This window comes from Tabrizicola sp. TH137, from assembly GCF_002855575.1.
Classification (GTDB): Bacteria; Pseudomonadota; Alphaproteobacteria; order Rhodobacterales; family Rhodobacteraceae; genus Paragemmobacter.
In genome coordinates, this window is the sequence record NZ_PKRQ01000002.1 from 1 (window position 1) to 26,240 (window position 26,240).

Here is a 26,240-nt window from a genome sequence, read left to right on the forward strand (position 1 = left end):
CGGCCACGGGTTCGTGGGTCAGGCGCAGCGCTGTGGGGGTGAGTAGAAGTGGTGGCGGGGTCGGGTCGCGTCGTCGGGCGAGGATGTTGATGACAACTGGCGCGGAATGGACGCCCTGATCCATGGCTTCGCGGCAGGCGGCTTCGACAGCCTGCAGCCCATCATCGGGCACGCAGCTCAGGATCTGGACCATCTGCCGGTCGCCGTCATCGCTGCCCTTCAGCTTGCGCCGGATCGCGGCCATGGCGGGTGGAAGCACCCAGTCCTTGAACGGCGCGCCATTGCGCAGCGCCCCTGGTTTGCGTGCCAGAACAGGCACATAGTGCCATGGGTCGTAGACCGTCTGGCCCCGCCCGAAGGCGCGAGCGTGTTCGCCCACCACCACGCCATCCTGCCGGATCACGATGCGTTCGGCATAGGCATGCACCTCGACGGGACGTCCGACCGCCGTGGCCAGGACCGAGTATTTGTTGTTGTCGAACCGCACCGTGCAGGTCTTCGACACGGAAGCAGGCACGCTGTGGAAGCCGTCGAAGCGGCCAACGTAGGGGACAAGGTGGGGGCGCTCGGCCTCGAAGATCTCCCAGATCGTCTTGTCGGCCTCTTCGGGATGGCGATGCGCCTTGGCATAGGCCACGCACTTGTCCAGCAGCCAGGCGTTCAACTCATCGAGGCTCTTTACGCGCAGGCGTGGCGTGAAGAACCGTTCCCGCACCAGCCCGACCTGGTTCTCGACTTGACCCTTCTCCCAGCCGGACGCCGGGGTGCAGGCGACGGGTTGGACAAGGTAATGGCTGCACATCTGCAGGAAGCGGCGGTTGTAGTGCCGCTCCTTGCCGGTGAACACAGCCTCCACCGCCGTCTTCATGTTGTCGTAGATGCCCCGCGTGCAGGTGCCCTTGAAGAAGGCGAAGGCCCGGTCATGCGCGTCAAAGACCATCTCCTGGCTCTCGCGCATGTAGGCGCGGGCGAACATCATCCGGCTGTGGCAAAGCCGGACATGCGCCACCTTGACCGTCACCGTGACGCCCGAGATCACCACCACCTCATGGCTCCAGTCGAACTGGTAAGCCTCACCCGGCGCATAGTAGAGCGGCACATAGGCTTCCGCCGTCACCGCACCCCGGTTCCGCGACCAACTCTTGGCGAAGCGGCGCACGGCATCATACCCGCCCTCGTATCCGAGCCCGCGCAGTTCCTCGAAGATACGGATCAGCGTCAGCCGTTCCCGCGACGGCTTGTTCGCATTGGTCGACAGGAACTGCTCGAGCTGCCCTTGCCATGGCCCGATCCGCGGCATCGGCTGGCGCTCGCGCTCGTAGCTGAAATCCGTCTCGTCCGTCCGGAGGATCTTGCGCACGGTATTCCGCGACACGTGCAGTTCCCGCACGATCTTCTTCACCGACCAGCCCTGAACATAGAAGGCTCGCCGAACCCGCGCGATCGTATCCACCCGCTTCATCCCTCCCTCCGTCCGCTGCCTCGCAACGAACGGTCTGACAGAACGTCAGGGGGGTCAAAATTGGACGCCGATACCCCGCCTTAGGGGGTCAAAATTGCACGCCGAAACACAGGCAAGAGACGCCTTCCTCGGCGACTCGGGAGTTCTGCCTGCTTCGACACTACTGTTGGTTGCAGGCTTTTCGCGACCAGAGTTTAAGGTCGAGATCGAGGTCATGGCTGCAACGGCCTAGAATGCAAAAAGACGCCTTCTTGAGACTCCATCAGTCGCACAAGGCGGCAGTCGACCTTCAGTCCGCCACCACCTGCTGGTCCTGACGATCTGGCCTACTGTCCACGAAACCGGCACCAGGCCATCAGTGTTGAAGGGAGCGGAGGCGCTTACCCCATCCGTCAGGCAGCGCTGGCGGCAAAAGGGCCAGCAGCGCAGGCGGAATGATTACCATCGAGGCAGCCTTAGGGGGCAGATTCCGAGCAGAGGCATTGGGAAACGAACCCCCTTGGACCAGCGCATGTTGGCAAGCGAAGGCGAACTGTCCGGCATGCCCAGAGTCGCGGACCGCTGGGCGCATGGATAATCCAGTATGGAGCTGATCGTCTGATCGCCGCCCGGCGCTCGACCCCGTGTTGGTCACGGCACTTCCCGCCCTTCGGCTTCGCTGTAAAGGTCGAACCAGTCTTCGCGTGTCAGGGTCACGGACAGCGCTTCAGAAAGGCGGCGGATCCGGTCGAGGGAGTTTGTTCCCATCACGGGCATGATCCCCGCGGGGTGCGCAAGAAGCCACGCCACCGCGACCGCCGAACGGTCCACGCCGAACTCTGCCGCCATGCGGGCAAGCTTTTGACCCAGCGCACTCTCCCCGGTCATCAGACTGCCACCGCCCAGAGGTGACCAAGCCATCGCCCGCATGCCGGCGAGGCGGATCTCGGACAGGTCGCCGTTCGTAAATGCCTCGCGGGCCTGAAGGCTCAGTTCAATCTGGTTCACCGCCAGCGGGGTCTGCATTCGCGATTGCAGCAGCGCGCTATCCCACGGGCGAAAGTTCGATACGCCCACCGCAAGCACCTTGCCCGACGCCACAAGGTCGTCCAGCGCGCGCCCCGTTTCGTCGAAATCCATGAACGGGTCGGGCCGATGGATCAGGAGAAGGTCGATCCGGTCGGTTCCCAGATGGCGAAGGGATCGTTCGACCGAAGCTGTCACATGACGGCGCGAGGTGTCGTAATGTTTGAGCCGTGCCTCCGCATAGTCACCCACGGGCGCGATGATGCCGCATTTCGTCACGATCTCGATCCGGTCACGCAGGTCGGTCCCGCGGATCGCTTCTCCGAACAAGGCCTCGACCGTGTAGCCGCCGTAGATGTCGGCATGGTCCATCGTGGTGATGCCCTGTTCGAGGCAGGTATCGACCTTGGCGCGGATGTGACGGTCGGATGTGTCGGGGTCATCGCCAAGCCGCCACATCCCGTAGACGATGCGCGACAGGCTGACGCCGTTTGACAGGGGGACTCGTTCCATTCCGATTTCCTTCCGGCTTGTCATCAAGGTTGCGACCCGGGCGGATATATCGCCCGGGTCCGGCTTTCACCAGTTGCCTGTGTTCGGCATCGACGCCCAGGGCTCTGCCGGGGCAAGGTGTTCGCCCTCTTGCAAGAGCTCCAGCGAAATGCCGTCTGGGGTGCGCACAAAGGCCATGTGGCCATCCCGAGGGGGGCGGTTGATGATCACTCCCGCAGCCATCAGGCGGGCGCAAGTCGCGTAGATGTCCTGCACGCGGAAGGCCAAGTGGCCAAAGTTCCGCCCGACGGAATAGGGCTCAGGATCCCAGTTCCAGGTCAGCTCCACCTCGGGCGCGCGGCGCGCCAGAGCTGCCTCGCGGTCCTCGTCGGCGGCAAGGAAGATCAGGGTGAAGCGCCCCTTTTCGTTCTCGATCCGCCGGGTTTCCGTGAGGCCGATCAGGTTGAAGAACCGGATCGTCGCCTCGGGATCGGTCACCCGGATCATGGTGTGCAGATAGCGCGTCATGCGGCGACCCGGGCTGCGAGAGCTTCCATCACCAGCTTCGCCAGCGGTTCGGCCGAAGCGGGGTTCTGCCCGGTGACGAGGTTGCCGTCGCGCAACGCGAAGGGCTTGAAGTCGGGGCCGGACTCATGCCGAGCGCCCAATTCTTTCAGGCGGGTTTCCAGAAGGAAGGGGACAGCCTTGTCCAGCCCGGCCGCGCGCTCTTCGCTGTCGGTGAAAGCCGCTACGCGACGGCCAGCGACAACCGGCGTCCCGTCTGCCTTGCGCGCGCCCACAAGTCCCGCCGGACCGTGGCAGACTGCGGCGACGACCTTGCCCGCTGCGTCGAACTCGGCCACCAGGCGGGCAAGCGCCGCGTTCTGGGGATAGTCGAACATCGTCCCGTGGCCGCCAGGCAGCAGGATCGCATCGTACCCCGAGGCATCCAGCGTGTCGAACTTCGGGGTCTCGGCGATGAGGCGCTGGAATGTCGCGTCGTTGAGGGCACGTTCGACAGAGGCATCGTTCTCGCCCGCGGGTTTCAAGCTGCGCGGATCAACCGGGATTTTTCCGCCCGCAATCGAGGCGAGCGTCAAATCCGCGCCGGCGTCGACGAAGGCGTACCAGGGGGTGGTCAACTCTTCCAGCCACAGGCCGGTGGGATCATCGCTGATGCCCATGGTCGCGGCCGACGTGGTGATGATCAGGATTTTGGGGTTCATTTTGGTCTCCATTCTTGGTGATGGACCCTAGATAGATCCCTTTACTCATCGCGACATCTTTCGCATTTTGGTATCACCCATCAGAAAACTTATACCTGTCTTTTGGAGCCCCCATGTCCCTCGTCCATCTGCGCACCTTCGTCGAGGTGCACCGGCGCGGCTCGATCAGCGAGGCCGCGCGACTGCTCGGCCTCACGCAACCCGCCGTTTCAGGCCATATCGCAGCCCTAGAGGCGCAGCTGGGCCGCCCTTTGTTCCAACGCCATGCCCGCGGGGTCGTGCCGACCGCCGTTGCCGACGACCTCGCCGCCAATCTGGGCCAGTCGCTAGACCGTGCCGAGGCCGCGCTGGCTACAGTCAAGGCGCGGTCGGCCAAGTTGTCCGGGGTGGTCCATCTGGCGGGTCCTGCCGAATACTTGGGCTCTTGTGTCGCTCCGGTCTTGCCTCGGCTAACCGAAGCAGGGCTTGAGGTCCGCATTCAGACTGGCAACAAGAAGATCCTCTACGAATTACTGCTGTCCGACGCAGTCGATCTGGCGGTTACCGCTTCCGCGCCGGAAGACTCGCGCCTTGACAGCCACCTGATCGGAACCGAGACGCTGATCGCCGTGACGCTGCCTTCGATGGCAAGCGCAGGCATTGACGCACCCTTCGTGTCTTATGACCTTGATCTTCCACTACTTCGCAACTGGATTGACGTTAATGGCCTGTCGTTAGGCGCACGGCGCCCGGTGGCGTCTGTACCCGACCTTCGCGTCCTACGATCACTTGTCTTGTCGGGGGCCGGCTGGACAGTGCTCCCCGACTACCTGTGCCAAGGAGATATCCAAACGGACCGGCTCGCTGAAATTCCCGCCCCTGCTGCGCGTCCAGGCAATGGGCTGCGCCTCGTCTGGGCTAGGGGTGCCTTGCGGCACCCGAGGATAGCTTATGCACGCGACCTCTTGCTCGACGCGCTCGATACCCCTCGACTGAAATCCACCTGGACTGTTTAGCGGCCCAACCCGGCAAGAAGGCCCTGTCGTGAAAAGTGAAGAAGGTTCCACTTCAGACCCGGGCCTCCCAACGCTCGCCAATCTAGACCACGGAAATGGACCGTCTTGTTGCCCAGACGCGGGCGTTCGAGAGACTTGATCGGCCGTCCGCTTTGGGCCGATATCGCCATGCTGCGCTTGCCAAGAGCCCACCTTGCCACACCCTGCCTGACCGACGGCTATGGGCTCTTTGCGTAGCTAGGCACTTGGTGCTTTGGCTCGTACTTAACTCTGCTGGATGGCATATGGGCGTCTTGCCGGTGCGCTGGCCCGCGCTCTTTAGCAGCGATTTGCAGGGTAGGGGCTTCAATGCATCCTGCCCCCGCAACCAAATTTACCGTTCTTATAAGATACATGCACAGCGCCCCTCGGGGCGCTTTTTGCATTTGTGCCCGACCTTTCGCCCGATGCGCCGGAAGACCCGTCGCAAGGCGCAAAAGTGCGGCCATAGCGCCGTGCAGATCGACGGTCAAGCCCGCGCCGTTGGGGTCTGGCGTGAGGACGGTCTTCTCGATCAGGGAGCGAATGGCATCACCCGCTTCATCCAGCTATGCGGACCTGCGGGCCGATTTCACCGACCGACTGGACCGCGTGATCGCCGACAACACCCGGATGCTGCTGAATGCGCTGACGCCCCCGGACAGCGTGCCTTGGGTGACAGAAGCCGACCTTCGCGATGTTTCGGATGCGAAGGAAGAGGCGCTGCGCGAGGGGTGATCCGGCCGCCGCGCATTGACTGCCCCGCCGCTGGTTTGGGGATCGCCAGCCAGAAGCCGGATCAGCGGGCCGCTGCCACCCGGCAGGAAAGACAGTTGTATGACCGTTCCCCTTCGGCCGGTCGTATCACCTTTGACCTCTTGCCCGCGTGTCTTGTGGCTCTTCGCGGCCTCGCGCTTCAAGGGTGGCTTGCTGCGTCGTCTTACAGAAGGCCTGCCACAGGTCTGCAAGGTTCTGGCCCGCTCGATGCAGGATTTCGTCGCGCTCCAAGCCCGTCTTGTCCTGAGCGACGCGTACGGCGGCATCGGCATATTGCAGCAGGAGCCGTACCTGGATGCGCAGCGATGCCGGGTCAAACTGCGGATCCATCGAAAGGAAGATGCCGACGAGCCTGTCCAGAAGTGCCTCTGTCAGTTCGGCATCTAACGCCTGCAAAGACTTGTCCGCGGAGAAGCCCGCCAGGACATCGCGTGCGACCGGGTCTTCGCTGTGAAGCGTCTCGTAACTCCTGAGCAGGTCACCGATCATGCCCGCGACCGCGTCTGCCCCCCTTCCTTCATCGCGCGCGGCCTCGAGCGTGCCGACGAGGTGATCGCTGAAGGCCCTGAGGTAATCCCCCGCGAGGGCGCCGACGATGGCCGTCCTGTTGGAGAAATACTGATACATCGACCCCGCCGTGATGCCGGCCCGCGCGGCGATCTCGGTCATCGCCAGATTGGCGCAGCCCTTTTCGGCAATGATTTCACGCGCGGCGGCAAGGATCTGGTCGACGCGTTTCTGGCTGCGGTCCTGACGCGGGGCGCGCGGTTCGTCCGCTCTTGTCCGGTCCTGTCTCATCTGGCCTCAAAAGCTGAATACAATTCAGATTTAGCTTGACCATGCGTTTCGGTCAATGCATATAACCTGAATGATTGTCAGATTTCTGGAACGGTGATGCGGATGGGAAGATGGTGGATTCTGGGAGCCCTTATGGCCGTTACGGTCCTGACAGGGTGCAAGGAAGAGGCGGTTGCGCCGGAGCCCGCGCGGGCGGTGCGGACAGTCGAGGTCACGGCGGAAGCCACGGAGGAGGCGGTTACGCGGACGGGCGAGATCGTTCCGATGCGGGCGCTGGACCTGGCCTTCAAGGTTCCGGGGCGCATCTTGCAGCGTGATGTGACCCCGGGCGACAGGGTGCGGTCGGGCGACCTTCTGGCCACGATTGACCCGCGCGACATCGAGAATTCGGTCGCCATGGCCGAGGCTGAAGTTGCGGCGGCCGAAGCGGCGGAGGCGGCTGCGCGGGCGCAGGCAGAGCGGCAGCGCCAGCTTTTCGAGAAGGGGATTGTCGCCGAGGCCGCCCTTCAGGCCGCCGAGGCCGAGGCCGAAGCGGCGAAGGGGCGTCTCAATTCAGAGCGGGCGAAACTTGCCTCGGCCCGGGATCAGCGCAGCTATGCCGATCTGAGGGCGCCGGTTGACGGGATCATCACGGCAGTCATGGCCGATCCGGGCGAAGTGGTGGCCTCTGGTCAACCCGTCGTGCAGGTCGCCGCGGGCAGTGCGCGCGAGGCGGCCTTCAACCTGTCGGCCGAGCTGGCTTCGCAGGCGAAGCCGGGCCTTGCGGTCGAGGTGATGCTGTTGTCGGACCCAACGGTCACGACCACAGGCACTCTGCGCGAGGTCAGCCCCGTCGCCGATCCTGTCACCCGCACCTATCGCGTGTTTGTGACCTTGCCCGACGCGCCTGACGCCATGTCTTTCGGCTCTGTGGTTGAAGGCAAGGTCTTGGTGCCGGTCGCGGGCCGTTTCACCATCCCTGCCGCGGCCATCACCGTGCAGGACGGCGCGCCCGCGGTTTATGTGGTTGACGCCGGGATGAAGCTGGAACGACGGCCTGTCACCATCCTGCGCTATGAGACGGCGACCGCAATCCTGTCGGGCGGCATTGGCGTGGGGGACCGTGTGGTGACGGCGGGTGTCAGCAAGCTGCGCCCCGGCCAGGACGTGACGCTGTGGGAGGCTGCGCAATGACCGCTGCACCCAAGTTCAACCTTTCGGCCTGGGCGCTGGCGAACCGGTCGCTGGTGATCTTCCTGATGATCGCCACCCTTGTTGCGGGGGCCTTCAGCTACATGAACCTGTCGCGCAACGAGGACCCGCCCTTCACCATCAAGACCATGGTCGTGGCGGCCTACTGGCCCGGTGCCTCGGGCACAGACATGATGAATCTTGTCACCGACCGGCTGGAAGACAGGCTGGAAGAAACGCCGCATCTGGACCGGCTGGACAGCTATACCCGCCCCGGCGAGGCGGTGATCTTCGTCCACCTGCGCGACGATGCGCCACCGGCTGCGGTCCCGGATGTCTGGTATCAGGTGCGCAAGAAGGTGGGCGATCTTGCGCCCTTGCTGCCGCAAGGGGTGATCGGGCCGGTCTTCGACGACGAATTCGGTGATACCTTCGGGCTGATCTACGGATTTACCGCCGAAGGCTTTTCCATGGCCGAGCTGCGCGATACGGCCGATGCCGCGCGGAGCCGTATCCTGGGCGTGCCTGGTGTAGGCAAGGTCCACCTGATCGGCGTGCAGGAAGAGCAGGTTCTGGTGGAGTTCTCTCCGGCCAGGCTCGCGGCCTATGGAATTGATGTGCAGACCGTGGCCGATGCCCTGTCGCGGCAGAACGCCGTCGCCCCTGCGGGCACGGTGATCCTGCCCGAGGAAAAGATGGCGCTGCGCGTCTCGGGCGCTTTTGCGACCGAAGCCAGTCTGCGGGCGGTCGAGATCCGGGTGAACGACCGTTTCGTGCCGCTGACTGAGCTTGCCACGATCACCCGCGCACCCGCCGACCCGCCCGCGCCGATGTTTCGCGTCGACGGCGAACCGGCGATCGGGCTGGCGGTGTCGATGGCCGAAGGCGGCAACCTTCTGGACTTCGGCAAGGCGGTCGGCGCGGAAATCGCCAAGGCGCAGGCCGAACTGCCCTATGGGATCGAGATCACCGAGGTCGCGGATCAGGCGGTTGTGGTGAAGGATGCGGTCAAGGGCTTTCTCAAGGTTCTGGCCGAAGCCATCGCCATCGTGCTGGCGGTGTCCTTCCTGTCGCTGGGCACGCGGGCGGGGATCGTCGTTACCTTGTCAATCCCGCTGGTGCTGGCGATGACCTTCGTCGGCATGGAGCTTCTGGGCATCGGCTTGCAGCGCATCTCGCTTGGCGCGCTGATCATCGCGCTGGGGCTTTTGGTCGATGATGCGATGATCACGGTTGAAACCATGGTCTCGAAGCTGGAGGAAGGCTGGGACAAGACCGCCGCCGCCAGTTTCGCCTGGACCTCGACCGCGATGCCGATGCTGACCGGGACGCTGGTGATGGTGGCGGGTTTCGTGCCGGTGGGCTTTGCCCAGTCCAGCGCGGGGGAATACACCTATTCGCTGTTCATTGTCGTGCTGATCTCGCTGGTGGCAAGCTGGGTGGTGGCGGTGCTGTTCTCGCCAATTCTTGGCGCCTGGGTCCTGCCGGACAAGATGGCCGCGCATGGGCATGGCGAGGGGCGGATGATGCGCGCCGTGCGGGCGGTGGCCGATGTGTCGCTGTCGCGTCCCAAGACGTTGATCGCGGCTTCGGTGCTGGCGTTGGGGCTGTCGGTCGTGGGGTTGGGCAAGGTGGAGCAGCAATTCTTCCCGGCGTCGGACCGGCCCGAGCTTCTGGTCAGCCTGACCTTGCCGCAGAATGCCTCGCTTCAAGCGACGGATGCGGCGGCCAAGCGGTTGGAGGCGATCCTGAAGGAGGATGAGGCGGTCAATCACTTCTCGACTTACATCGGCGCAGGGGCGATCCGGTTCTATTTGCCGATGGACGTGCTTCTGACCAATGACAACATCGCGCAAGCCGTGGTGGTGGCCAAGGACCTTGAGGCCCGCGATGCGCTGAAGGCGCGGCTGGAGGCGGCCTTTGCCACTGATTTCGCCGAGATCACCGCCCGGGCGACGCCGCTGGAACTCGGCCCGCCGGTCGGCTGGCCGATGAAATACCGGGTGACCGGCCCCGATCCGGCAAAGGTGCGCGAACTTGCCTTGCAATTGGCCGACCTCGTTGCCGCAGACCCCGCCGCGCGCGAAGTCACCCTGTCGGCGGGCGAGCCGCAGAAGGTGCTGCGGGTCGAGGTCAACCAGACCGAGGCGCGGGCCCTGGGCCTGTCGTCGCAGGACGTTGCCTCGATGCTGGCACTGATCCATGGCGGCACGACCGTCACGGCATTGCGCGACGGGAACCGGTTGGTCGATGTGGTGTTGCGGGCAGAGGCTTCGGCGCGGACCGACCCTGCGACGGTTGCCAACTTGCAGATTCCGGTGGACGGCAGCCGGTCGGTCCCGTTGGGCCAGATCGCCCGGATCGGTTGGGGGGTGGAGGACCCCGTGATCTGGCGGCGCGCGCAACGGCCCATCATCACTGTGCAGGCCGATGTCGCGCCGGGACTCGAGGCGACGACGCTGTCGGCCCGGCTGGCCCCTGCTGTCGCGGCTTTTGCCGCAGAGTTGCCACCCGGCTATGCCGTCGAAGAGGGGGGCATGGTCGAGGAGGCGGCGAAGGGCAGTGCCTCGGTCTTTGCCGTGATCCCGCTGATGCTGGGGATCATGGTGACCCTGCTGATGATCCAGCTCCGCAGCTTCACCCGCATGGGGGTGGCGATGGCGATGGCACCTTTCGGGCTGATCGGCGTGGTCGCGGCGCTTTTGCTGACGGGGGTGCCGATGGGATTTGTCGCACAATTGGGCATCATCGCGCTGATCGGCATGATCATCCGCAACGCGGTGATCCTGATCGAAGAGGTGGACGGCAATGTTGCCCGTGGCCAGGCCCCGGTCGAGGCGGTGCGGGCGGCCACCCTGCACCGGGCGCGGCCCATCCTGCTGACGGCGATGGCCGCGATCCTGGGCATGGTTCCCATCGCGCCGCAGGTGTTCTGGGGGCCGATGGCCTTTGCTATGATCGGCGGGCTTGCCGTGGCGACATTTCTGACGCTGTCGCTTCTGCCTGCCATGCTGAAGCTTCTGCTGGCGGCCGAGGGGCGCAAGGCGGCCGTGGTGCCGGATGGGGGGGAGACCGCGACCTAATGGGTCGCGGTCATCCCGCCATCGACGACAAGAAGATGCCCGTTCACGAAGGACGCGGCATCGGACGCAAGAAGCAGCAGGGGACCGGCAAGGTCCCCCGTTTCGCCCCAGCGGCCAAGGGGGACGCGGGCTTGCAGCATGGCGGTGAAGGCGGGGTCGGCCTGGAGGGTCTGGTTGATCTCGGTCCGCACATAGCCGGGGCAGAGCGCGTTGACGCAGATGCCGCTTCCGCCCAGCTCTGCCGCCATCGACCGGGTCAGCCCGGCGATGGCGTGCTTGCTGGCGGCATAGGAATGGGCGTTGGGCTTGCCCCGGATCGCGAGTATGGAGGCGACATTGACGATCCGCCCCCAGCCCCGGACGCGCATCGCGGGCACCAGGGCCTGCGCCAGCAGCATCGGCGCTGTCACGTTCAGCGCCATGACCCGATCCCAATCGGCGCGGGCGACATCGTCGAACCCGGCGCGGTCGATGGCGCCGGCGTTGTTGATCAGGATGTCGGGGGCAAGCCCACGCCGTGCAAGCCCGTCGGTCAGCGCCTCGATGCCGGTCGCGGTGCTCAGGTCACAGGGAATGGCCACGGCGGTTTCGCCGATAGCGCGGGCGGCGGTTTGCAACCGTTCGGCCCCGCGCGCGGCCAGGATCACCCTTGCGCCCGCAGCCGCCAGTGTCTGCGCCGCTGCCAGCCCGATGCCCGAAGAGGCGCCGGTGACGAGGGCCGTCCGGCCCTGCAAGGTGAAGAGCGACGCCGGATCACGCATTGGCCAGCCCCCCCGCCGCGAGCGGCGCGCGGTAGCTTTCGAAGTTTCCGCAAACGCCGATGGACTGGCCCGACACATGCCGTGCAGCCGGTGAGCCAAGGAACAGCGCCATGGCGGCAACCTCGTCTGCGGTGACGGTGCTGTGCATCGAGATGTTGTGCAGCATCAGGGGCAGATACTCCTCTTGCGTCATGCCGCGCGCGGCGGCCTGTTCACTGACGACCCGGTCAAGCCGTGGCCCCGCCACCATGCCGGGCAGGATGGCGTTGACCCGGATGCCATATTCGCCAAGTTCGATCGCCAGGACATCCGTCAATCCGCGCACGCCGTATTTCGACGCGGAATAGGCGCTGCGCAGGGGCATGCCCATGCGCCCCGCGGTGGAGGACAGGTTGATGATCGCGCCGCTGCCCTGCGCCTTCATCGCCGGGATGACGGCGCGGGCGCAGAGGAACTGGCCCGTGAGGTTCACGGCCAGCGTCTGGTTCCAGGCGGCCAGCGGCATCTGTTCCACCGGCAGGGTCGGCCCGGCGATGCCTGCGTTGTTCACCAGCACGTCGATGCCACCCAGATCGGCCAGGACCTTGCCGAAGAAGGCGGCGACCTGCGCCTCGTCCGCGACGTCGCAGAGCGCGGCAAGGTGCGGAGAGGCGGCGACTAGCGTTGGGTCCACATCGCAGACTGCAACGCGCGCACCGGCGCCTGCATAGGCATCAGCGATGGCGCGACCGATGCCGCCACAGCCCGCCGTCACGACGACACGAGCCCCCGTCAGGTCAAGTTTCATGCATTCCCCCCTTGGGCAAGTGCGGCCAGATCGGGCGTTACCCGGTGCAGCGCGCGGGTATAGGCATCGAGTGCGGCGTCGATCTCCGCCCGGCTGATCGGCAGTGGCGGGGCAAAGGCATTGGCGGGAACGAAGGGCAGGGCGCGGGTCAGCACACCCTCGGCCAGCGCGGCCTTGGACACCAGCCGGTGCGGCGCCTGACTTGCGCCAAATGCACGGCCATCGGCCCGGTCGGCCACGAATTCGACCGCGCACATCAGCCCGCGCCCCCGGATATCGCCGACGAAGGGATGATCCCCCAGACGGTCGCGCAGGCCTTGCAGCAGATAGGGGCCATTGGCCGCGGCACAGTCAACCAGACCGTCCCGCTCCATCACATCAAGGTTCGCCATAGCCACAGCCGCGCCGACGGGATGGCCGGAATAGGTGAAGCCGTGCATCACCGCGCCCATGCGGGGTGAGGCGTCCTCAAGCACCCGCCAGATGCGGTCACCGACGAGCGAGGCCGACATCGGGAAGTAGCCGCTGGTGATGCCCTTGGCGAGCGACACGATATCCGGCCGCAAAGCGAAGGCGCCCGTGCCGAACCAGTGGCCGGTGCGGCCGAAGCCGGTGATGACCTCGTCCACGATCAAGAGGATGGCATGGCGATCGAGGAGTGCCTGCAAGGCCGGGTAATAGCCTGCGGGCGGGATCAGCACGCCGCCGGTGCCGAGGATCGGCTCCACGATCAGGGCGGCGATGGTGTCGGGGCCTTCGCGGGCGATCAGCGCCTCGATCTCGGCGATGCGGCGGGTGCAGAAGGCGGCCTCATCCTCGCCCGGCAGGGCAAAGCGGAAGTGGTGCGGGCAGCCCGCGTGCAGGATGCCAGGCGATGGCAGGTCGAATGCCTTGTGATAGGCGTTGATGCCGGTGAGGCTGGCCGCCCCCGTGGTCAATCCGTGATAGCTGCCTTCCAGGGCGATGACCTTCTTCTTCTGCGGCTGGCCGATCAGGTTGTGGTAAAGCCGAACCAGCTTCAGCGCGGTCTCGTTGGCATCCGACCCCGAGGCACCGAAGAAGGCGCGGGCCATGTCCGTGGCCCCGGTGGTTTCGCGAAACAGGGTGAGCAGGCGGTCGGCGAGCCGGATCGTCGTTTCGGCCGAGGCCCCGGCGAAGAGGTGCTGAAAGCTTTGGTCGAGCATGGCGCGGTGGGCGGCGTCGGCCAGTTCGGCGCGGCCATAGCCCACGTTCACGCACCAGAGGCCGGATCCCATGTCGATATGCGCGCGCCCGTCAAGGTCGCGCACCTGCACGCCCGCCGCGCGGGAAAAGATCGCTGGCCCGTTGGCCGCCACATCGGCGATCGAGCTGACCGGATGAAAGACCGAGGCGATGTCGATTTCGGCAAGGGTGCGGTTCGCAAGCGGGCGGGTCATCGGGGGACTCCATGGGCAGCAGAGGATGCGGGTGGCTTTCTGAAACGTCAGTTTACGGTAGCGGCAGTTTTTTGAGATTGCAATAAGGGTGTTCTTCCTGCGCCTTTCCCATGGTTTCGGACGAATCATGCTGCGATGCGGCGGGGTTCTGGTGGGTGGGTTCCGTTGGTTGGTGCGGTGATCGCCTGCCGCCTTGGGGTGATTAGGTGGGCGTTATGGTGAGGCCAGATTTTCGAAATAATAAAATAAAAACAGCTACATAATTCTCGTCTCTCCCGTTCTGTTCGGGCGACTCGCCCGTCCGTCGGGTTGCCGGGAAAACAGTTGACAGGGCGGCGCTCTCTGCGCATGTTATCTGACATTGCAGAAATGCAGCGTTGCCTCGAAGTGGGGCAGCCGCAGACCAGAGCCCGGACCGAACCCGGGCCGCATCGACCAACAGCGAGACCTGCCTCCGGCGAACGGCCGGGGGCGCAGACAGCAGATAGAGCCGACACGCCACCTGCCTTGCGCGGGCCCGGATGTGTCATGCCGAGAACGGGGGCAGCATGACGGATTTCATCATCGTGGGTGGCGGATCGGCCGGATGCGTGCTGGCCAACCGGCTGTCGGCCGACCCGGCGGTCAAGGTCACGCTGCTGGAGGCTGGCGGTTGGGACAAGAGCCCCTTCATCCGGATGCCCGCAGGCCACTTCCAGCTCATGAAAACCGGCCAGATCGACTGGGGCTATCACACGGAACCGCAACAGCACCTGAACGGCCGCCGCCTGTTCTGGCCGCGCGCCAAGGTGCTGGGCGGGTGCAGCTGCATCAACGGCATGGTCTATATCCGGGGTGCGGCCAGCGACTATGACGGCTGGCAGCAGATGGGCAACCGCAACTGGTCTTTCGCGGAGTGTCTGCCTTATTTCAAGAAGGCAGAGAACTGGAACGGCCCGGACGACCCCTTCCACGGCAAGGGCGGTTTCCTGCATACCAGCCGGTTTGGCGTGCGCCACGAGCTTTCCAAGGCCTTCATCGAGGCCGGAAAGCAGATGGGCTATCGCGAGACCGATGATTTCAACCGGGGCGACAATGAAGGCTTCGGCCCCTGCGACAGCACGATCCACCAGATGGGCGAGGTGCGGCGGCGGGCGAGCACGGCCTATTCCTATCTGCACCCTGCCAAGGACCGGCCGAACCTGACCATCATCACCCGCGCGCTTGTGACCCGCGTGCTGATCGAGGGTGGGCGCGCGGTGGGTGTCGAATATCTGCAAGGCGGCCGCCGCAAGGAACTGCGCTGTGACCGCGAGGTGCTGCTGTCGGGCGGGTCGATCAACTCGCCCCAGCTTCTGCAACTGTCGGGCGTGGGCGATCCGGACCATCTGCATGGCCTTGGCATCAAGGTGCAGGCCGAATTGCCGGGCGTTGGGCAGAACCTGCATGACCATCTGGCCGTGGGCGTGCAGACCCGGTCCACCAAGAAGAACACGCTGCTGACCTATGTGCGCCTGCACCGGGCGGCCTTGGCCCTGGCGCAGTATCTGCTGACCGAGAAGGGGGATGGCGCCTATCACGGGATCGAGGCGCTGGCCTTCGTCAAGGCGCGGCGCGAGGCCATCGCGCCCGATATCCAGTATCATTTCGAGATGATCATGTACCGCGATCACAGCCGGTATGTGGTGCCGGAACACGGCTATATGCCCTATCTCAACATCTCGCGTCCGAAAAGCCGGGGCTGGCTGCGGATCGCCTCGACCGATCCGACCAGACATCCGACCATCCAGCCCAACTATTTCTCGGACCCGGACGATATTGCGCTGTATCGCGAGGGCATCCGCATCGGGCGCGAGATCATCGCGCAGAAGGCCTTTGACCCGTTCCGGGGCACCGAATATGCGCCCGGCCCCAATGTGCGGACCGATGCCGAGATCGACGAATATCTGCGCAACGCGGTCGAGACGGTCTATCACCCTGTCGGCACCTGCAAGATGGGCCAGGACAGCATGGCCGTGGTGGATGACCGGCTGCGGGTGCATGGCGTGGCCGGGCTGCGGGTGGTCGATGCGTCGATCATGCCGGCCATCGTCAGCGGCAATACCAATGCGCCCACCATCATGATCGCCGAACGCGCGGCCGACTTTGCGCTGAATCCGGCGCAGTGGGAGCGTGGGGATCAGGGGGTGGCGGCGTGAACGCTCTTCCTTCCAGCAGCGGCCATGACGGCATCCTTGCGGCGGGCCTTTCGGTGCGCGGCCTGTCGCGCAATTTCGGCGGCGTCTATGCCGTGCGCGGCGTGACGCTGGATTGCGCGGTGGGCGAGATCGTCGGCCTGATCGGGCCGAACGGCGCGGGAAAATCGACGCTGATGAACCTGATTTCCGGCACGATCACCCCGTCGGAAGGTCAGGTCTGGCTGGACGGCAGTGCCTTTGCCGCGCCTTCGGCGGTGGATTGCGCCGAGCGCGGCATCGGGCGCACCTTCCAGAACATCCGCCTCTTCAAGCGGTTGAGCGTGCGAGAAAACATCCGTGTCGCCGCGATCACCCGCGCGCGGGTCAAGGGCGGGGCGGTGGATGGCGCGGCGGTCGAGGACATCATCGCCTTCGCCGGGCTGAGTGCGCTGGCCGACCGACCGGCGGGCACGCTGTCCTATGGCCATCAGCGCCGGGTCGAGATTGCCCGCGCGCTGGCCCTTGGTCCGCGCATCCTGCTCTTGGACGAACCGGCCGCCGGGATGAACGAGCAGGAAACCGAAGGCCTGATCGCCACCGTGCGGGGCCTGCGCGACCGGTTTGGCTGCGGTGTCGTGGTGATCGACCATGACCTTGGCTTCATCATGCAGGTCTCGCAGCGGCTTTACGTCATGCATCTGGGCCAGATCCTGGTTCAGGGCGACCCCGAAACCGTGCGGCACGACCCGCGCGTCGCCGAAATCTACCTCGGACGCAAGAAATGACCCGAACTTCCAACAGAAAGGTTTCTCCGATGTCTGCTGCGCTTGCCAGAACCCTTGCCTGCCGAACCACCCTGCTTGCCGCCTTGCTGTCGGGAACCGCCGTCCCGGTGCTGGCGCAAGAGGGCGATCCGATCGTGATCGGCTATGCCGCCGCGATGACCGGTCCCCTTGCCACCTATGACAGTGTTGACGGCGCGCGCTGCATGATCGACCGGCTGAACGAGGCGGGCGGCGTGCTGGGCCGTCCGCTTGCGCTGGAAGCGCGTGATATGAAAAGCGATGCGGTCCTGTCGTCGGTCGTCGGGCAAGAGCTGATCGACATGGGTGTGTCGGCGATCATCGCGCCGCCCAGCGACGACACTGCGATCCCGATTGCCGCGCTTGCCCTGCCTCTGAACATGGCGGTGATGACCGTGGGTTCGACCCAGGTGCAGTTCCCGATGGCTTCGCCTACGAATTCCTATCTTACTGCCTTCGGCGACAACCTTTCGGCTGCGGCTTCGGCGCAATACGCCGCCGAACAGGGGCACAAGACCGTGGCGCTGATGATCAGCCGCGATTTCGGGTCCTATGGCATCGCGCTGCCGGAATACTGGGCGGATGCCTTTGAACATCACGGTGGCACCGTCGTGGGCCGGGTCAATTACAACATCGGCCTGTCCGACTACAGCGCCCAGGTGGCCGAGGTGGCCGCGATGGACCCCAAGCCCGAGCTGATTGTCGGCGGTTTCATCAGCCCCGAAGCGGGCGTCATGCCGCGCCAGTTCGCCTCGGCGGGGATGGACGTGAAGTTCTTTGGCACCGACGGGTTCGATGACCCGAACCTTCTGCCCATTGCAGGGGACGCGGCCGACACCATCACCTTCGCGACGCATGGCTTTCCGTCGGAAGGGTCTGACCTGAAGGCGTTCTACGACGATTGCACCGCGCGGGGTTACACGGTGCAGAACATCTTCTTTGGGCTGGCGGGCGAGACGGTGCTGTTGCTGAAGGGCGCAATCGAACGCGCGGGCTCGGCTGATCCGGCGGCGATCAATGCGGCGCTGGCCGAGACCGAGAATTTCAAGGGCATAACCTCGGGCTCTATCTCCTACAAGGGCAGGGCCGGCGTTCCGTCGAAAGAGCTGACCATCGTGCAGATCCAGGACGGTGCCTTTGTCCCAGTGGCGAAGTTCGTCCCCGACTACATCCCCGCACCGTGATGCTGGAACTGGCCGACATCCAGGTCCGCTACGGCGCGACACAGGCCGTGCGCGGTGCCTCCCTGACCGTCGGGAAGGGAGAGATCGTCTCGCTTCTCGGCGCGAACGGGGCGGGCAAGACCACGCTTGTTTCGGCGGCGGTCGGGATCATCCCGGTGGCGGGCGGGACGATCCGGTTCGAAGGGCGCGACATCACGCGCCTGCCGGCCGAAGCGGTGGTGGGCGTCGGCCTCACCCTGTGCCCGGAAGGCCGTCGCGTCTTTGCCGACCTGACGGTGCGGGAAAACCTGATCCTCGGCGCGGCCACCCGCCGCGACCGCGCCGGGGTCGAGGCCGATATCGACCGCTTTTTCGGGATGTTCCCCATCCTGCGCGACCGCGCCGGGACCGAGGCGAAGACGCTGTCGGGGGGTGAACAGCAGATGCTGGCCATCGCCCGCGCCCTGATGTGCCGCCCGCGGCTTCTGATGCTGGATGAACCTTCCCTCGGCCTCGCGCCGCGGATCGTCGAGCAGATCTTCGAGCTTCTGGTGACGCTGAAGCAGGACGGGATGACCATCCTTCTGGTCGAACAGAACGCGACGGAGGCGCTGATGATCTCGGACCGGGCCTATGTGATGGCCAATGGCCGGATCGTGCATGGCGGCAAGGCGGCCGACCTGATCGGGTCGCAGGACGTGACGGATGCCTATCTGGGCGCCGCGGCGCACGGCTGAAAGGAACGCAAGCATGACCGAATACATCCTGCAACAGATGGTCAACGCGCTGGCCGTGGGCAGCGAATATGCGCTGTTGGCGCTGGGGCTGGCCATCGTCTATTCCATCGTCAATCTGGTGAACTTCGCCCATGGCGAGCTGATCACGGTATCCGGCTATGCGCTGTTCTTCTCGGCCGCCGTCTGGGTGCAGAATCCTTGGCTGCTGATCGCGCTTGCGGTCCTGTGTTCCACGCTGGCGGCCGCCGCGCTTGAACGCGTGGCCTTCCGGTCGATCCGCAATGCCTCGCTGAACACGGGGATGCTGACGGCCTTCGGCGTGTCGATCATCATCCAGAATGTCTTTGTCATCTTCGTCGCGACCCGGCCCCGCGCCGTGCAGACCCCGGCCTTTCTGGCCGAGATCGTCACGATCGGCGGCCTGCGCTTTCCTGTCTTGCAGGTGGTCGAGACGCTGACGACGGCGGTGGCGATCCTTGCGCTGGTTGTCCTGTTGCGGTCCACGACCATCGGGCTGGCGATGCGGGCGGCGGCGCGGGATTTCACCACGGTGCGGCTGATGGGGGTGCGGGCGAACCGGGTCATTCAGGTGGCCTTCCTGATTTCGGGCCTTCTGGCCGGGATCGCCGCTGTCTTCATCTTCAGCCGCCGGGGGGCTGTGGATCCCTTCATGGGGTTTGTTCCGGTGCTGAAGGCCTTTGTGGCCTGCGTGATCGGGGGCCTTGGGTCCTTGCCGGGGGCCGTGCTGGGCGGGCTTTTGCTGGGGATGTTCGAGGTCTTCTTGCAGGTCGTCCTGCCCGCCGATGCCGCGGCCTATCGCGATGCCATCGCCTTCTCGGTCGTGGGGTTGGTGCTGGTGCTTTATCCGCAGGGCCTTTTGGGCAAGCGCGTCGAACTGGGGGACAAGGAAGCATGATGCGGCATCTTGGACGAACCCTTGCCGTTTCGGCGCTGCCGGTGCTGTGCCTTCTGGCGCTGGCGGCCCTGATCCAGACCTTTGCCGAGCCGTTCCAGGTGCGGCTGGCCTATGCCTTCTTCATGAACCTGGTGCTGGCGCTGGGCTTGCAGGTGTTCATGGGCAATTCCGGCGTGGTCAGCTTTGGCCATCTGGGGTTCATGGGGGTGGCAAGCTATGCCGTTGCCATCCTGACGATCCCGGTCGCGTTGAAGGCGACGATGATCCCCGATGCGCCCTTCGGTCTGGCCGGGGTGGAACTGTCGCCGCTGGTCGCCGCTCTCATCGCCTTTGCGCTGGTGCTGGTGCTGGCCTTCCTGTCGGGTTTCCTCGTCTCGCGCCTGTCGGGGGCGGCGGCTGAGATTTTCACGCTGGCGCTGCTGGTCATCGCCTATGTGGTCTTCACCGCGTGGATTGATCTGACGCGGGGCCAGCGGTCGCTTTATGGCATCCCCGTCACTTCGGGCCTTGGCTTTGCGGCGGCGGTGGCCTGCGTGTCGGTCGTGGTGGCGCGGCTGTTCCGCGACAGCGACCTTGGCTTGCAACTGCGCGCCTCAAGCGAGGATACGCTGGCCGCCCGCGCCATGGGCGTGCATATCGGGCGGCTGCGTCACATTGCCTGGGTGATCTCGGCGCTGATCGTGGGGGCGGCGGGCGTGCTGCACGCCACCTATCTGGGCGCCATCGGGCCGAACAGCTTTTACTTCTCGCAGACCTTCCTTGTGATGGCGATGATCATCCTGGGTGGGATGCGGTCCGTCTCGGGGACGATCCTTGGGGTGCTGGCGATTTCCGTGGGCAACGAGATTGCGCGGACGCTGGAAAGCGGCCCGGTGGTGCTGGGCGTGGACCTGCCCGAGATGTTCGGCCTGACCGGGTTCTTCCTGGGCGCGGTGATCGTGGCCACGATGATCTGGCGGCGCGACGGCATCCTTGGCGACATCGAGTTCGAGACGCTGTTCCGCCGCCGCAAGGCCCCTTCGAAGGGCGGTGAGGCATGAGCGCGAAGCCGAAGATCGCGCTGATCGGCGCGGGGCTGATCGGGCGAAGCTGGGCGCATCTCTTTGCCCGGGCGGGCCATCCGGTGGCGCTTTATGACACCGATGCTGCCGCGCTGGATCGGGCCGACCACTGGCTGCGGGCGCAGGGTGAGCAGCCCGGATCGGTGGTGCTGACCGACGATCTGGCGGCGGCGCTGGCCGGGGCGGTGCATGTGCAGGAGAACGGCCCCGAACGGCTGGAGGTGAAGCAGGCGATCTATGCCGCCATTGCGCCCCACCTTGCGCCCGGCGCGGTGGTAGCAAGCTCGACCTCGGCGCTGGTGCCCGACGTCTTGTTCGAGGGGTGCGCCTTCCGCGACCGCGCGCTGGTGGCCCATCCGACCAATCCGCCGCATCTTCTGCCTGCTGTCGAACTTGCCGCCTCGCGCTGGACGGCGGGAGAGGCGCTGGCGGAAACCCGGTCACTGATGCAGGCGGCGGGGCAGGACCCTCTGGTGTTGAAGCGGGTGCTGCCGGGCTTTGTCGTCAACCGCTTGCAGGCGGCGCTGGTGAACGAGGCGCTGGCGCTGGTGGAACAGGGCGTGGCCGATCCCGAGGATATCGACATCGCCGTGCGGTCGGGTCTTGGGCTGCGCTGGGCCTTCATCGGCCCGTTCGAGACGATGGACCTGAACGCGGCGGGCGGCTTTGGCCAATATGCGCAGGTCTTCGGTGGCATGTTCGCGGCGCTGCGTCAGGACATGGCCGCCCGCGTGCCCGACCCATGGGCTGGCGATGCGCCCGCAGAGGTTGCCGCCAGCCGCCGCGCAACCCTGCCGATGGGGGCGCATGCCGCCCGCCAGGCCTGGCGCGATGCGCAGGTGCTGCGGCTGCGCCAGTTGAAGGACACCCCCATTCCCACCTTCCCGAAAGGATCCCCGCAATGACCCGCATCGACCAGACGGTCAGCCCGACCCGCGCGCGACCGGTGGGCCGCAAGGTGATCATCACCTGCGCGGTGACGGGGTCGATCCACACCCCCACGATGTCGCCCCATCTGCCGATCACGCCGGATGAGATCGCCACCAGCGCGATTGCGGCGGCAAAGGCGGGGGCGTCCATCCTGCATCTGCATGCCCGCGATCCGCTTGACGGTCGGCCGACCCCCGACCCAGAGGTGTTCCGCGCCTTCCTGCCGCAGATCCATGACGCGACCGATGCCGTGATCAACATCACCACCGGCGGCGGGCACAACATGACGGTGCAGGACCGGCTGGCCGCGCCGCTGGCCTTCCGGCCAGAGATGTGTTCGCTGAACATGGGGTCGATGAACTTTGGGCTTTTCCCGCTGAAGGACCGCTATCCGACCTGGAAGCACAATTGGGAACCCGATTACCTTGAGAACTCGCGCGATTTCATTTTCCGCAACACGTTCAAGGACATCGAATACATTCTGAAGCATCTGGGCGAAGATTGCGGCACCCGGTTCGAGTTCGAATGCTATGACGTCGGCCACCTCTATACGCTGGCGCATTTCCTGGACCGGGGTCTGGTGAAGGCACCGCTGTTCATCCAGACCATCTTTGGCATTCTGGGTGGTATCGGGGCCGATCCGCAGCACTTGATGCATATGCGCGAAACGGCGGACCGGCTGTTCGGCGATGCCTATCAATGGTCGATCCTCGCTGCCGGGCGGCACCAGATGGGCCTGTGCACCATGGGTGCCATCATGGGTGGCAACGTGCGCGTCGGGCTGGAGGACAGCCTGTATCTGGGCAAGGGGCAGTTGGCGGAGAGCAATGCAGCCCAGGTGGCCCGCATCCGCACCATCCTGAGCGAACTGTCTCTGGAGGTCGCCACCCCCGCAGAGACCCGCGCGCTTCTGGACCTGAAGGGCGCGGCGGATACGGCGCTGAACGGATGACCGTCATGGCCCCGACCCTTGCCGCCGGTACCGATGGCCCGCTCTGGTCGCCCGCCCCGGCGCGGGCGGCGGGGACGGCGCTGGCGCGGTTCGCTGCCCGCGCGGGGGCCGTCGCGGGGCGTGACCTGTCGCGTTACGCCGACTTGCACCGCTGGTCAGTCACCGATCTGGCCGGGTTCTGGGGCTTGATGTGGGACTTTGCCGATCTGCCCGGTGACAGGCCTGGCCCCGTATTCGTCCCCGATGCGACCCTGACCGCGGCGCGGTTCTTTCCCGAGGCGCGGCTCAGTTTTGCTGAAGCCTGCCTGCGGGGGCCGGACGGGGACGAGGTCATCGTCTGGCGGTCCGAGGCGGGTGAGGAACGCCGCCTGACGCGGGGCGATCTGCGTGCCATGGTTGCCCGGTTGCAGCGCTTCCTGCGGGCCGAAGGGGTGGTGCCCGGTGACCGCGTTGCGGCCCTTCTGCCCAACACGCCCGAGGCGGTGGCCCTGATGCTGGCCTGTGCGGCGACGGGGGCGGTCTGGGTCGGCTGCGCGCCCGAATTCGGCGCGCCGGCCGTGCTGGACCGGTTTGGCCAGGTCGCGCCGAAGATCCTGTTCGTGGCGGGCCAGTACCACCACGGCGGCAAGCGCTTTGACCTGACCGACAAGGCGCGCGCGGTGACAGAGGGCCTTCCCGGCCTGACGCGGGTGGTGCAGGTGGGCGGCGGGCCTGCCATCGCGGATGCGCTGCCCATGGAGGACGCGCTGGTCGGGGCAGGGGCCCCGGTGCCCGATTTCCCGCGCCTGCCTTTCGATCATCCGCTCTGCGTGATGTTCTCCTCCGGCACCACGGGCAAGCCCAAGGCGATCATCCATCGGGCGGGCGGGGTGCTGCTGCAACACCTCAAGGAACACCGCCTGCATTGCGATATCGGACCGGGTGACCGGGTGTTCCAGTATTCCACCATAAGCTGGATGATGTGGAACTGGCATGTCTCGGCGCTGGCCAGCGGGGCGACGCTTTTGCTGTTCGACGGGGCGGCGATGTATCCGCAGGCGACCTCGCTCTTGGACTATGCGGAAGACGAGGGGGCCACCCATTTCGGCACTTCGGCGGGCTGGCTGGATGCGCTGCGGCGGTCGGGCGCGCGACCCATCGACACGCATGACCTGTCGGCTTTGCGCTGCATCACCTCGACCGGGTCGCCCCTGTCGGCGGAAGGGTTCCGCCATGTGCATCAGGCGGTGAAGGCGGATGTCCATCTCGCCTCGATCTCGGGCGGGACGGATATCCTGTCGTGCTTTGTCCTTGGGGTGCCGACCGATCCGGTTCATGCCGGAGAGATCCAGGCCCCCGGCCTTGGCATGGCGGTCGATGTCGTCGATGCCGCGGGCCAGCCCGCCCGGCGCGGTGATCTGGTCTGCCGCCAGCCCTTTCCGTCGATGCCGCTGGGATTCTGGAATGACCCGGATGGCGCGCGCTACCATGCCAGCTATTTCGCGCGGTTTCCCGGTCTCTGGCATCACGGGGATGACGCCGAGGTCACCCCGACCGGCGGCATCGTGATCCATGGCCGGTCCGACACCACGCTGAACCCCGCCGGCGTGCGGATCGGGACGGCGGAAATCTATGGCCCGCTGGCAGGCATCCCGGAGATCAGCGAAGCGGCCTGCATCGGGCAGGACTGGCAGGGCGACAGCCGGATCGTGCTGTTCCTGCGGCTTGCAGCGGGGCAGGCCCTGACGCCCGAGCTTGAGGCGCGCATCCGCGCCACCCTGCGCCGCGAGGCCAGCCCCCGGCATGTGCCCGCCCGCATCCTGGCCGTGCCGGATCTGCCGCGCACCGTATCGGGCAAGATCAGCGAAACCGCAATCGCAAGGGTCGTGAATGGCCGCAGCGCCGGCAATGCCGATGCGCTGGCCAATCCAGAAAGCCTGACCCATTTCCGCGACCTTTCCGCCTTGCAGACCTGACCCAAAGCCAACACGGGAGACAGACATGAACAAGCACCTGACCTGGCATGACCGCGCCAAGGGATTGACCTTTCAGACCAAGGCCTTCATCGGCGGCAAGCTGGTGGATGCGGCGTCTGGCAAGACCTTCGACAGCGTCAACCCCGCCACCAATGCCCGCCTTGCCGCCGTCGCCGAATGCGATGTCGAGGATGCGAACCGTGCCGTGGCTGCCGCGCGCCGCGCCTTCGACAGTGGCGTGTGGTCACGCTGCGCGCCGGGTGAGCGGAAGGCCGTGCTCTTGCGCCTTGCGGACCTGATCCGCGCCAATCTTGAAGACCTCGCGCTGATGGAGTCGCTGGATACCGGCAAACCGATCACCAACGCGCTGACGGCCGATATCCCGCTGTCGGCGGACACGATCCAGTGGTTCGCCGAGGCCATCGACAAGGTCTATGACGAGATCGCCCCCGCCGGACCCGGCAATCTGGCCCTGATCAAGCGCGATGCGCTGGGCGTGGTGGCCTGCGTGGTGCCGTGGAACTATCCGCTGATGATGGCCTGCTGGAAGATCGCGCCCGCGCTGGCCGCGGGCAATTCGGTGGTGCTGAAGCCGGCCGAACAATCGCCCCTGACCGCGCTGCGCCTGGCCGAACTGGCCGCCGAGGCGGGGCTGCCGGAGGGTGTGCTGAACGTGCTGCCGGGCTATGGCGAGACGGTGGGGCAGGCGCTGGGCCGACATATGGATGTGGATTGCCTTGCCTTCACCGGATCGACCGAGGTGGGCAAGTATTTCCTGAAATACTCGGCCGAAAGCAACATGAAGCCTGCCTGGCTGGAATGTGGCGGCAAGAGCCCCAACCTGATCTTTGCCGATTGCGACGACCTTGAGGCCGCCGCCGATGCTGCTGCCTTTGGCATCTGGTATGATCAAGGCGAGGTCTGCACCGCCAACTCGCGCCTTCTGGTGGAGGAGAGCATCAAGGACCGCTTTGTCGATCTGCTCAAGGCCCGCGCGCAGAACTGGCAGCCGGGCGATCCGCTGAACCCCGCCACGCCGATGGGAGCCATCGTGGAGGCGCGCCAGACCGACCGCATCCTGTCCTATATCGAAAAGGGCAAGGCCTCGGCCCGGCTGGTGGCGGGCGGTGAACAGAAGACCATCGGCGGATCGTCCAACTTCGTCACGCCCACAATCTTTGACGGGGTGTCGAACGACATGACCATCGCGCAAGAGGAAATCTTTGGCCCCGTCCTGTCGGTGATGACCTTCAAGACCGAGGAAGAGGCCGTGCGCATCGCCAATTCGTCGATCTATGGGCTGGCGGCCTCGGTCTGGTCGAACAACCTCAAGCGCGTGATGCGGCTGTCGGACAGCATTCATGTCGGCACCCTGTCGGTGAACTGCATGGATGCGGCGGGGAACATCGTGCCTTTCGGCGGGTTCAAGCAATCGGGCATCGGACGCGACCAGTCGCTTCATGCCTTTGACAAGTATACCAATCTCAAGACCGTCTGGATCAAGTTCTAAGCGTCGGGACGGCGGGCGGACGCATCAGCTTGCGCCCGCCCGGCTCATGCAACAGACTGATCGGG

Annotated in this window: 22 protein-coding genes; 14 read left to right on the forward strand and 8 right to left on the reverse strand. The window is 65.6% G+C overall.

Annotated elements, in window-relative coordinates; all coding sequences use genetic code 11:
- The 4 genes from istA to C0V75_RS05465 all read right to left on the reverse strand — a co-directional run.
- Positions 1–1,462: IS21 family transposase (gene istA, locus C0V75_RS05445; protein ID WP_101919931.1), on the reverse strand; the 1,462-nt coding region annotated here is incomplete at its 3' end.
- 630 nt (positions 1,463–2,092) lie between these two features.
- Positions 2,093–2,980: an aldo/keto reductase family oxidoreductase gene (locus tag C0V75_RS05455; RefSeq protein ID WP_101919932.1), complete on the reverse strand. Its 888-nt coding sequence runs from the start codon at positions 2,978–2,980 to the stop codon at positions 2,093–2,095.
- A gap of 66 nt (positions 2,981–3,046) precedes the next feature.
- On the reverse strand, positions 3,047–3,487 hold the full coding sequence (locus C0V75_RS05460; RefSeq protein ID WP_101919933.1) for a VOC family protein: 441 nt from the start codon (positions 3,485–3,487) through the stop codon (positions 3,047–3,049).
- Positions 3,484–4,185, reverse strand: a complete 702-nt coding sequence (locus tag C0V75_RS05465) for a type 1 glutamine amidotransferase domain-containing protein (protein ID WP_216821408.1) — start codon at positions 4,183–4,185, stop codon at positions 3,484–3,486. The genes C0V75_RS05460 and C0V75_RS05465 overlap by 4 nt, the downstream gene beginning before the upstream one ends.
- Before the next feature lie 113 nt (positions 4,186–4,298).
- Here C0V75_RS05465 and C0V75_RS05470 point away from each other — a divergent pair, with 113 nt between their 5' ends.
- Together C0V75_RS05470 and C0V75_RS22930 are read left to right on the forward strand one after the other, a co-directional pair.
- The gene (locus C0V75_RS05470; RefSeq protein ID WP_101919935.1) at positions 4,299–5,180 is read left to right on the forward strand and encodes a LysR family transcriptional regulator; all 882 of its coding nucleotides are present in this window, start codon (positions 4,299–4,301) and stop codon (positions 5,178–5,180) included.
- A 564-nt stretch (positions 5,181–5,744) separates the two neighbouring features.
- Complete coding sequence (locus C0V75_RS22930) at positions 5,745–5,936, forward strand: hypothetical protein (protein ID WP_158241775.1); 192 nt, start codon at positions 5,745–5,747, stop codon at positions 5,934–5,936.
- A 126-nt stretch (positions 5,937–6,062) separates the two neighbouring features.
- Here the strand turns inward: C0V75_RS22930 and C0V75_RS05475 are convergent, their stop codons facing one another.
- The gene (locus tag C0V75_RS05475) at positions 6,063–6,773 is read right to left on the reverse strand and encodes a TetR/AcrR family transcriptional regulator (RefSeq protein WP_101919936.1); all 711 of its coding nucleotides are present in this window, start codon (positions 6,771–6,773) and stop codon (positions 6,063–6,065) included.
- A gap of 132 nt (positions 6,774–6,905) precedes the next feature.
- Here C0V75_RS05475 and C0V75_RS05480 point away from each other — a divergent pair, with 132 nt between their 5' ends.
- Together C0V75_RS05480 and C0V75_RS05485 are read left to right on the forward strand one after the other, a co-directional pair.
- Positions 6,906–7,946: an efflux RND transporter periplasmic adaptor subunit gene (locus tag C0V75_RS05480; RefSeq protein WP_158241776.1), complete on the forward strand. Its 1,041-nt coding sequence runs from the start codon at positions 6,906–6,908 to the stop codon at positions 7,944–7,946.
- Entirely contained in the window at positions 7,943–11,026 is a 3,084-nt protein-coding gene (locus C0V75_RS05485; RefSeq protein ID WP_101919938.1) for an efflux RND transporter permease subunit, read from the forward strand. The genes C0V75_RS05480 and C0V75_RS05485 overlap by 4 nt, the downstream gene beginning before the upstream one ends.
- Here C0V75_RS05485 and C0V75_RS05490 read toward each other — a convergent pair.
- The 3 genes from C0V75_RS05490 to C0V75_RS05500 are packed head-to-tail and all read right to left on the reverse strand — an operon-like array spanning position 11,023 to position 13,992.
- Positions 11,023–11,787: an SDR family NAD(P)-dependent oxidoreductase gene (locus C0V75_RS05490; protein WP_158241777.1), complete on the reverse strand. Its 765-nt coding sequence runs from the start codon at positions 11,785–11,787 to the stop codon at positions 11,023–11,025. The genes C0V75_RS05485 and C0V75_RS05490 overlap by 4 nt on opposite strands.
- The gene (locus tag C0V75_RS05495; RefSeq protein ID WP_101919940.1) at positions 11,780–12,574 is read right to left on the reverse strand and encodes an SDR family oxidoreductase; all 795 of its coding nucleotides are present in this window, start codon (positions 12,572–12,574) and stop codon (positions 11,780–11,782) included. Before C0V75_RS05495 ends, C0V75_RS05490 begins: the two co-directional genes overlap by 8 nt.
- Complete coding sequence (locus C0V75_RS05500) at positions 12,571–13,992, reverse strand: aspartate aminotransferase family protein (RefSeq protein WP_101919941.1); 1,422 nt, start codon at positions 13,990–13,992, stop codon at positions 12,571–12,573. The genes C0V75_RS05495 and C0V75_RS05500 overlap by 4 nt, the downstream gene beginning before the upstream one ends.
- A 548-nt stretch (positions 13,993–14,540) precedes the next feature.
- Between C0V75_RS05500 and C0V75_RS05505 the strand changes: the two genes are divergently transcribed.
- From C0V75_RS05505 to C0V75_RS05550, 10 genes are read left to right on the forward strand one after another with little or no spacing between them, the layout of a single operon-like run.
- Positions 14,541–16,169 (forward strand): choline dehydrogenase, encoded by a 1,629-nt coding sequence (locus C0V75_RS05505; protein ID WP_101920702.1) that lies wholly within the window; start codon positions 14,541–14,543, stop codon positions 16,167–16,169.
- Positions 16,166–16,933, forward strand: a complete 768-nt coding sequence (locus C0V75_RS05510) for an ABC transporter ATP-binding protein (protein WP_216821409.1) — start codon at positions 16,166–16,168, stop codon at positions 16,931–16,933. Before C0V75_RS05505 ends, C0V75_RS05510 begins: the two co-directional genes overlap by 4 nt.
- Before the next feature lie 29 nt (positions 16,934–16,962).
- A complete protein-coding gene (locus C0V75_RS05515) occupies positions 16,963–18,135 on the forward strand; it encodes an ABC transporter substrate-binding protein (RefSeq protein ID WP_158241778.1) in 1,173 nt (390 codons plus the stop codon).
- Positions 18,135–18,851 carry an ABC transporter ATP-binding protein gene (locus C0V75_RS05520; RefSeq protein WP_101919943.1) on the forward strand — a complete coding sequence of 239 codons (717 nt, stop codon included), beginning with the start codon at positions 18,135–18,137 and terminating at the stop codon, positions 18,849–18,851. Before C0V75_RS05515 ends, C0V75_RS05520 begins: the two co-directional genes overlap by 1 nt.
- Positions 18,852–18,864: 13 nt before the next feature.
- The gene (locus C0V75_RS05525) at positions 18,865–19,767 is read left to right on the forward strand and encodes a branched-chain amino acid ABC transporter permease (protein ID WP_101920704.1); all 903 of its coding nucleotides are present in this window, start codon (positions 18,865–18,867) and stop codon (positions 19,765–19,767) included.
- Positions 19,767–20,807, forward strand: a complete 1,041-nt coding sequence (locus C0V75_RS05530) for a branched-chain amino acid ABC transporter permease (protein WP_101919944.1) — start codon at positions 19,767–19,769, stop codon at positions 20,805–20,807. The genes C0V75_RS05525 and C0V75_RS05530 overlap by 1 nt, the downstream gene beginning before the upstream one ends.
- On the forward strand, positions 20,804–21,733 hold the full coding sequence (locus tag C0V75_RS05535) for a 3-hydroxyacyl-CoA dehydrogenase NAD-binding domain-containing protein (protein WP_101919945.1): 930 nt from the start codon (positions 20,804–20,806) through the stop codon (positions 21,731–21,733). The genes C0V75_RS05530 and C0V75_RS05535 overlap by 4 nt, the downstream gene beginning before the upstream one ends.
- Entirely contained in the window at positions 21,730–22,710 is a 981-nt protein-coding gene (locus tag C0V75_RS05540) for a 3-keto-5-aminohexanoate cleavage protein (protein WP_101919946.1), read from the forward strand. Before C0V75_RS05535 ends, C0V75_RS05540 begins: the two co-directional genes overlap by 4 nt.
- 5 nt (positions 22,711–22,715) lie before the next feature.
- The gene (locus C0V75_RS05545; RefSeq protein WP_101920705.1) at positions 22,716–24,665 is read left to right on the forward strand and encodes an acetoacetate--CoA ligase; all 1,950 of its coding nucleotides are present in this window, start codon (positions 22,716–22,718) and stop codon (positions 24,663–24,665) included.
- Between the two features lie 25 nt (positions 24,666–24,690).
- Positions 24,691–26,175 carry an aldehyde dehydrogenase gene (locus tag C0V75_RS05550; RefSeq protein WP_101919947.1) on the forward strand — a complete coding sequence of 495 codons (1,485 nt, stop codon included), beginning with the start codon at positions 24,691–24,693 and terminating at the stop codon, positions 26,173–26,175.
- Positions 26,176–26,240: the final 65 nt, after the last annotated feature.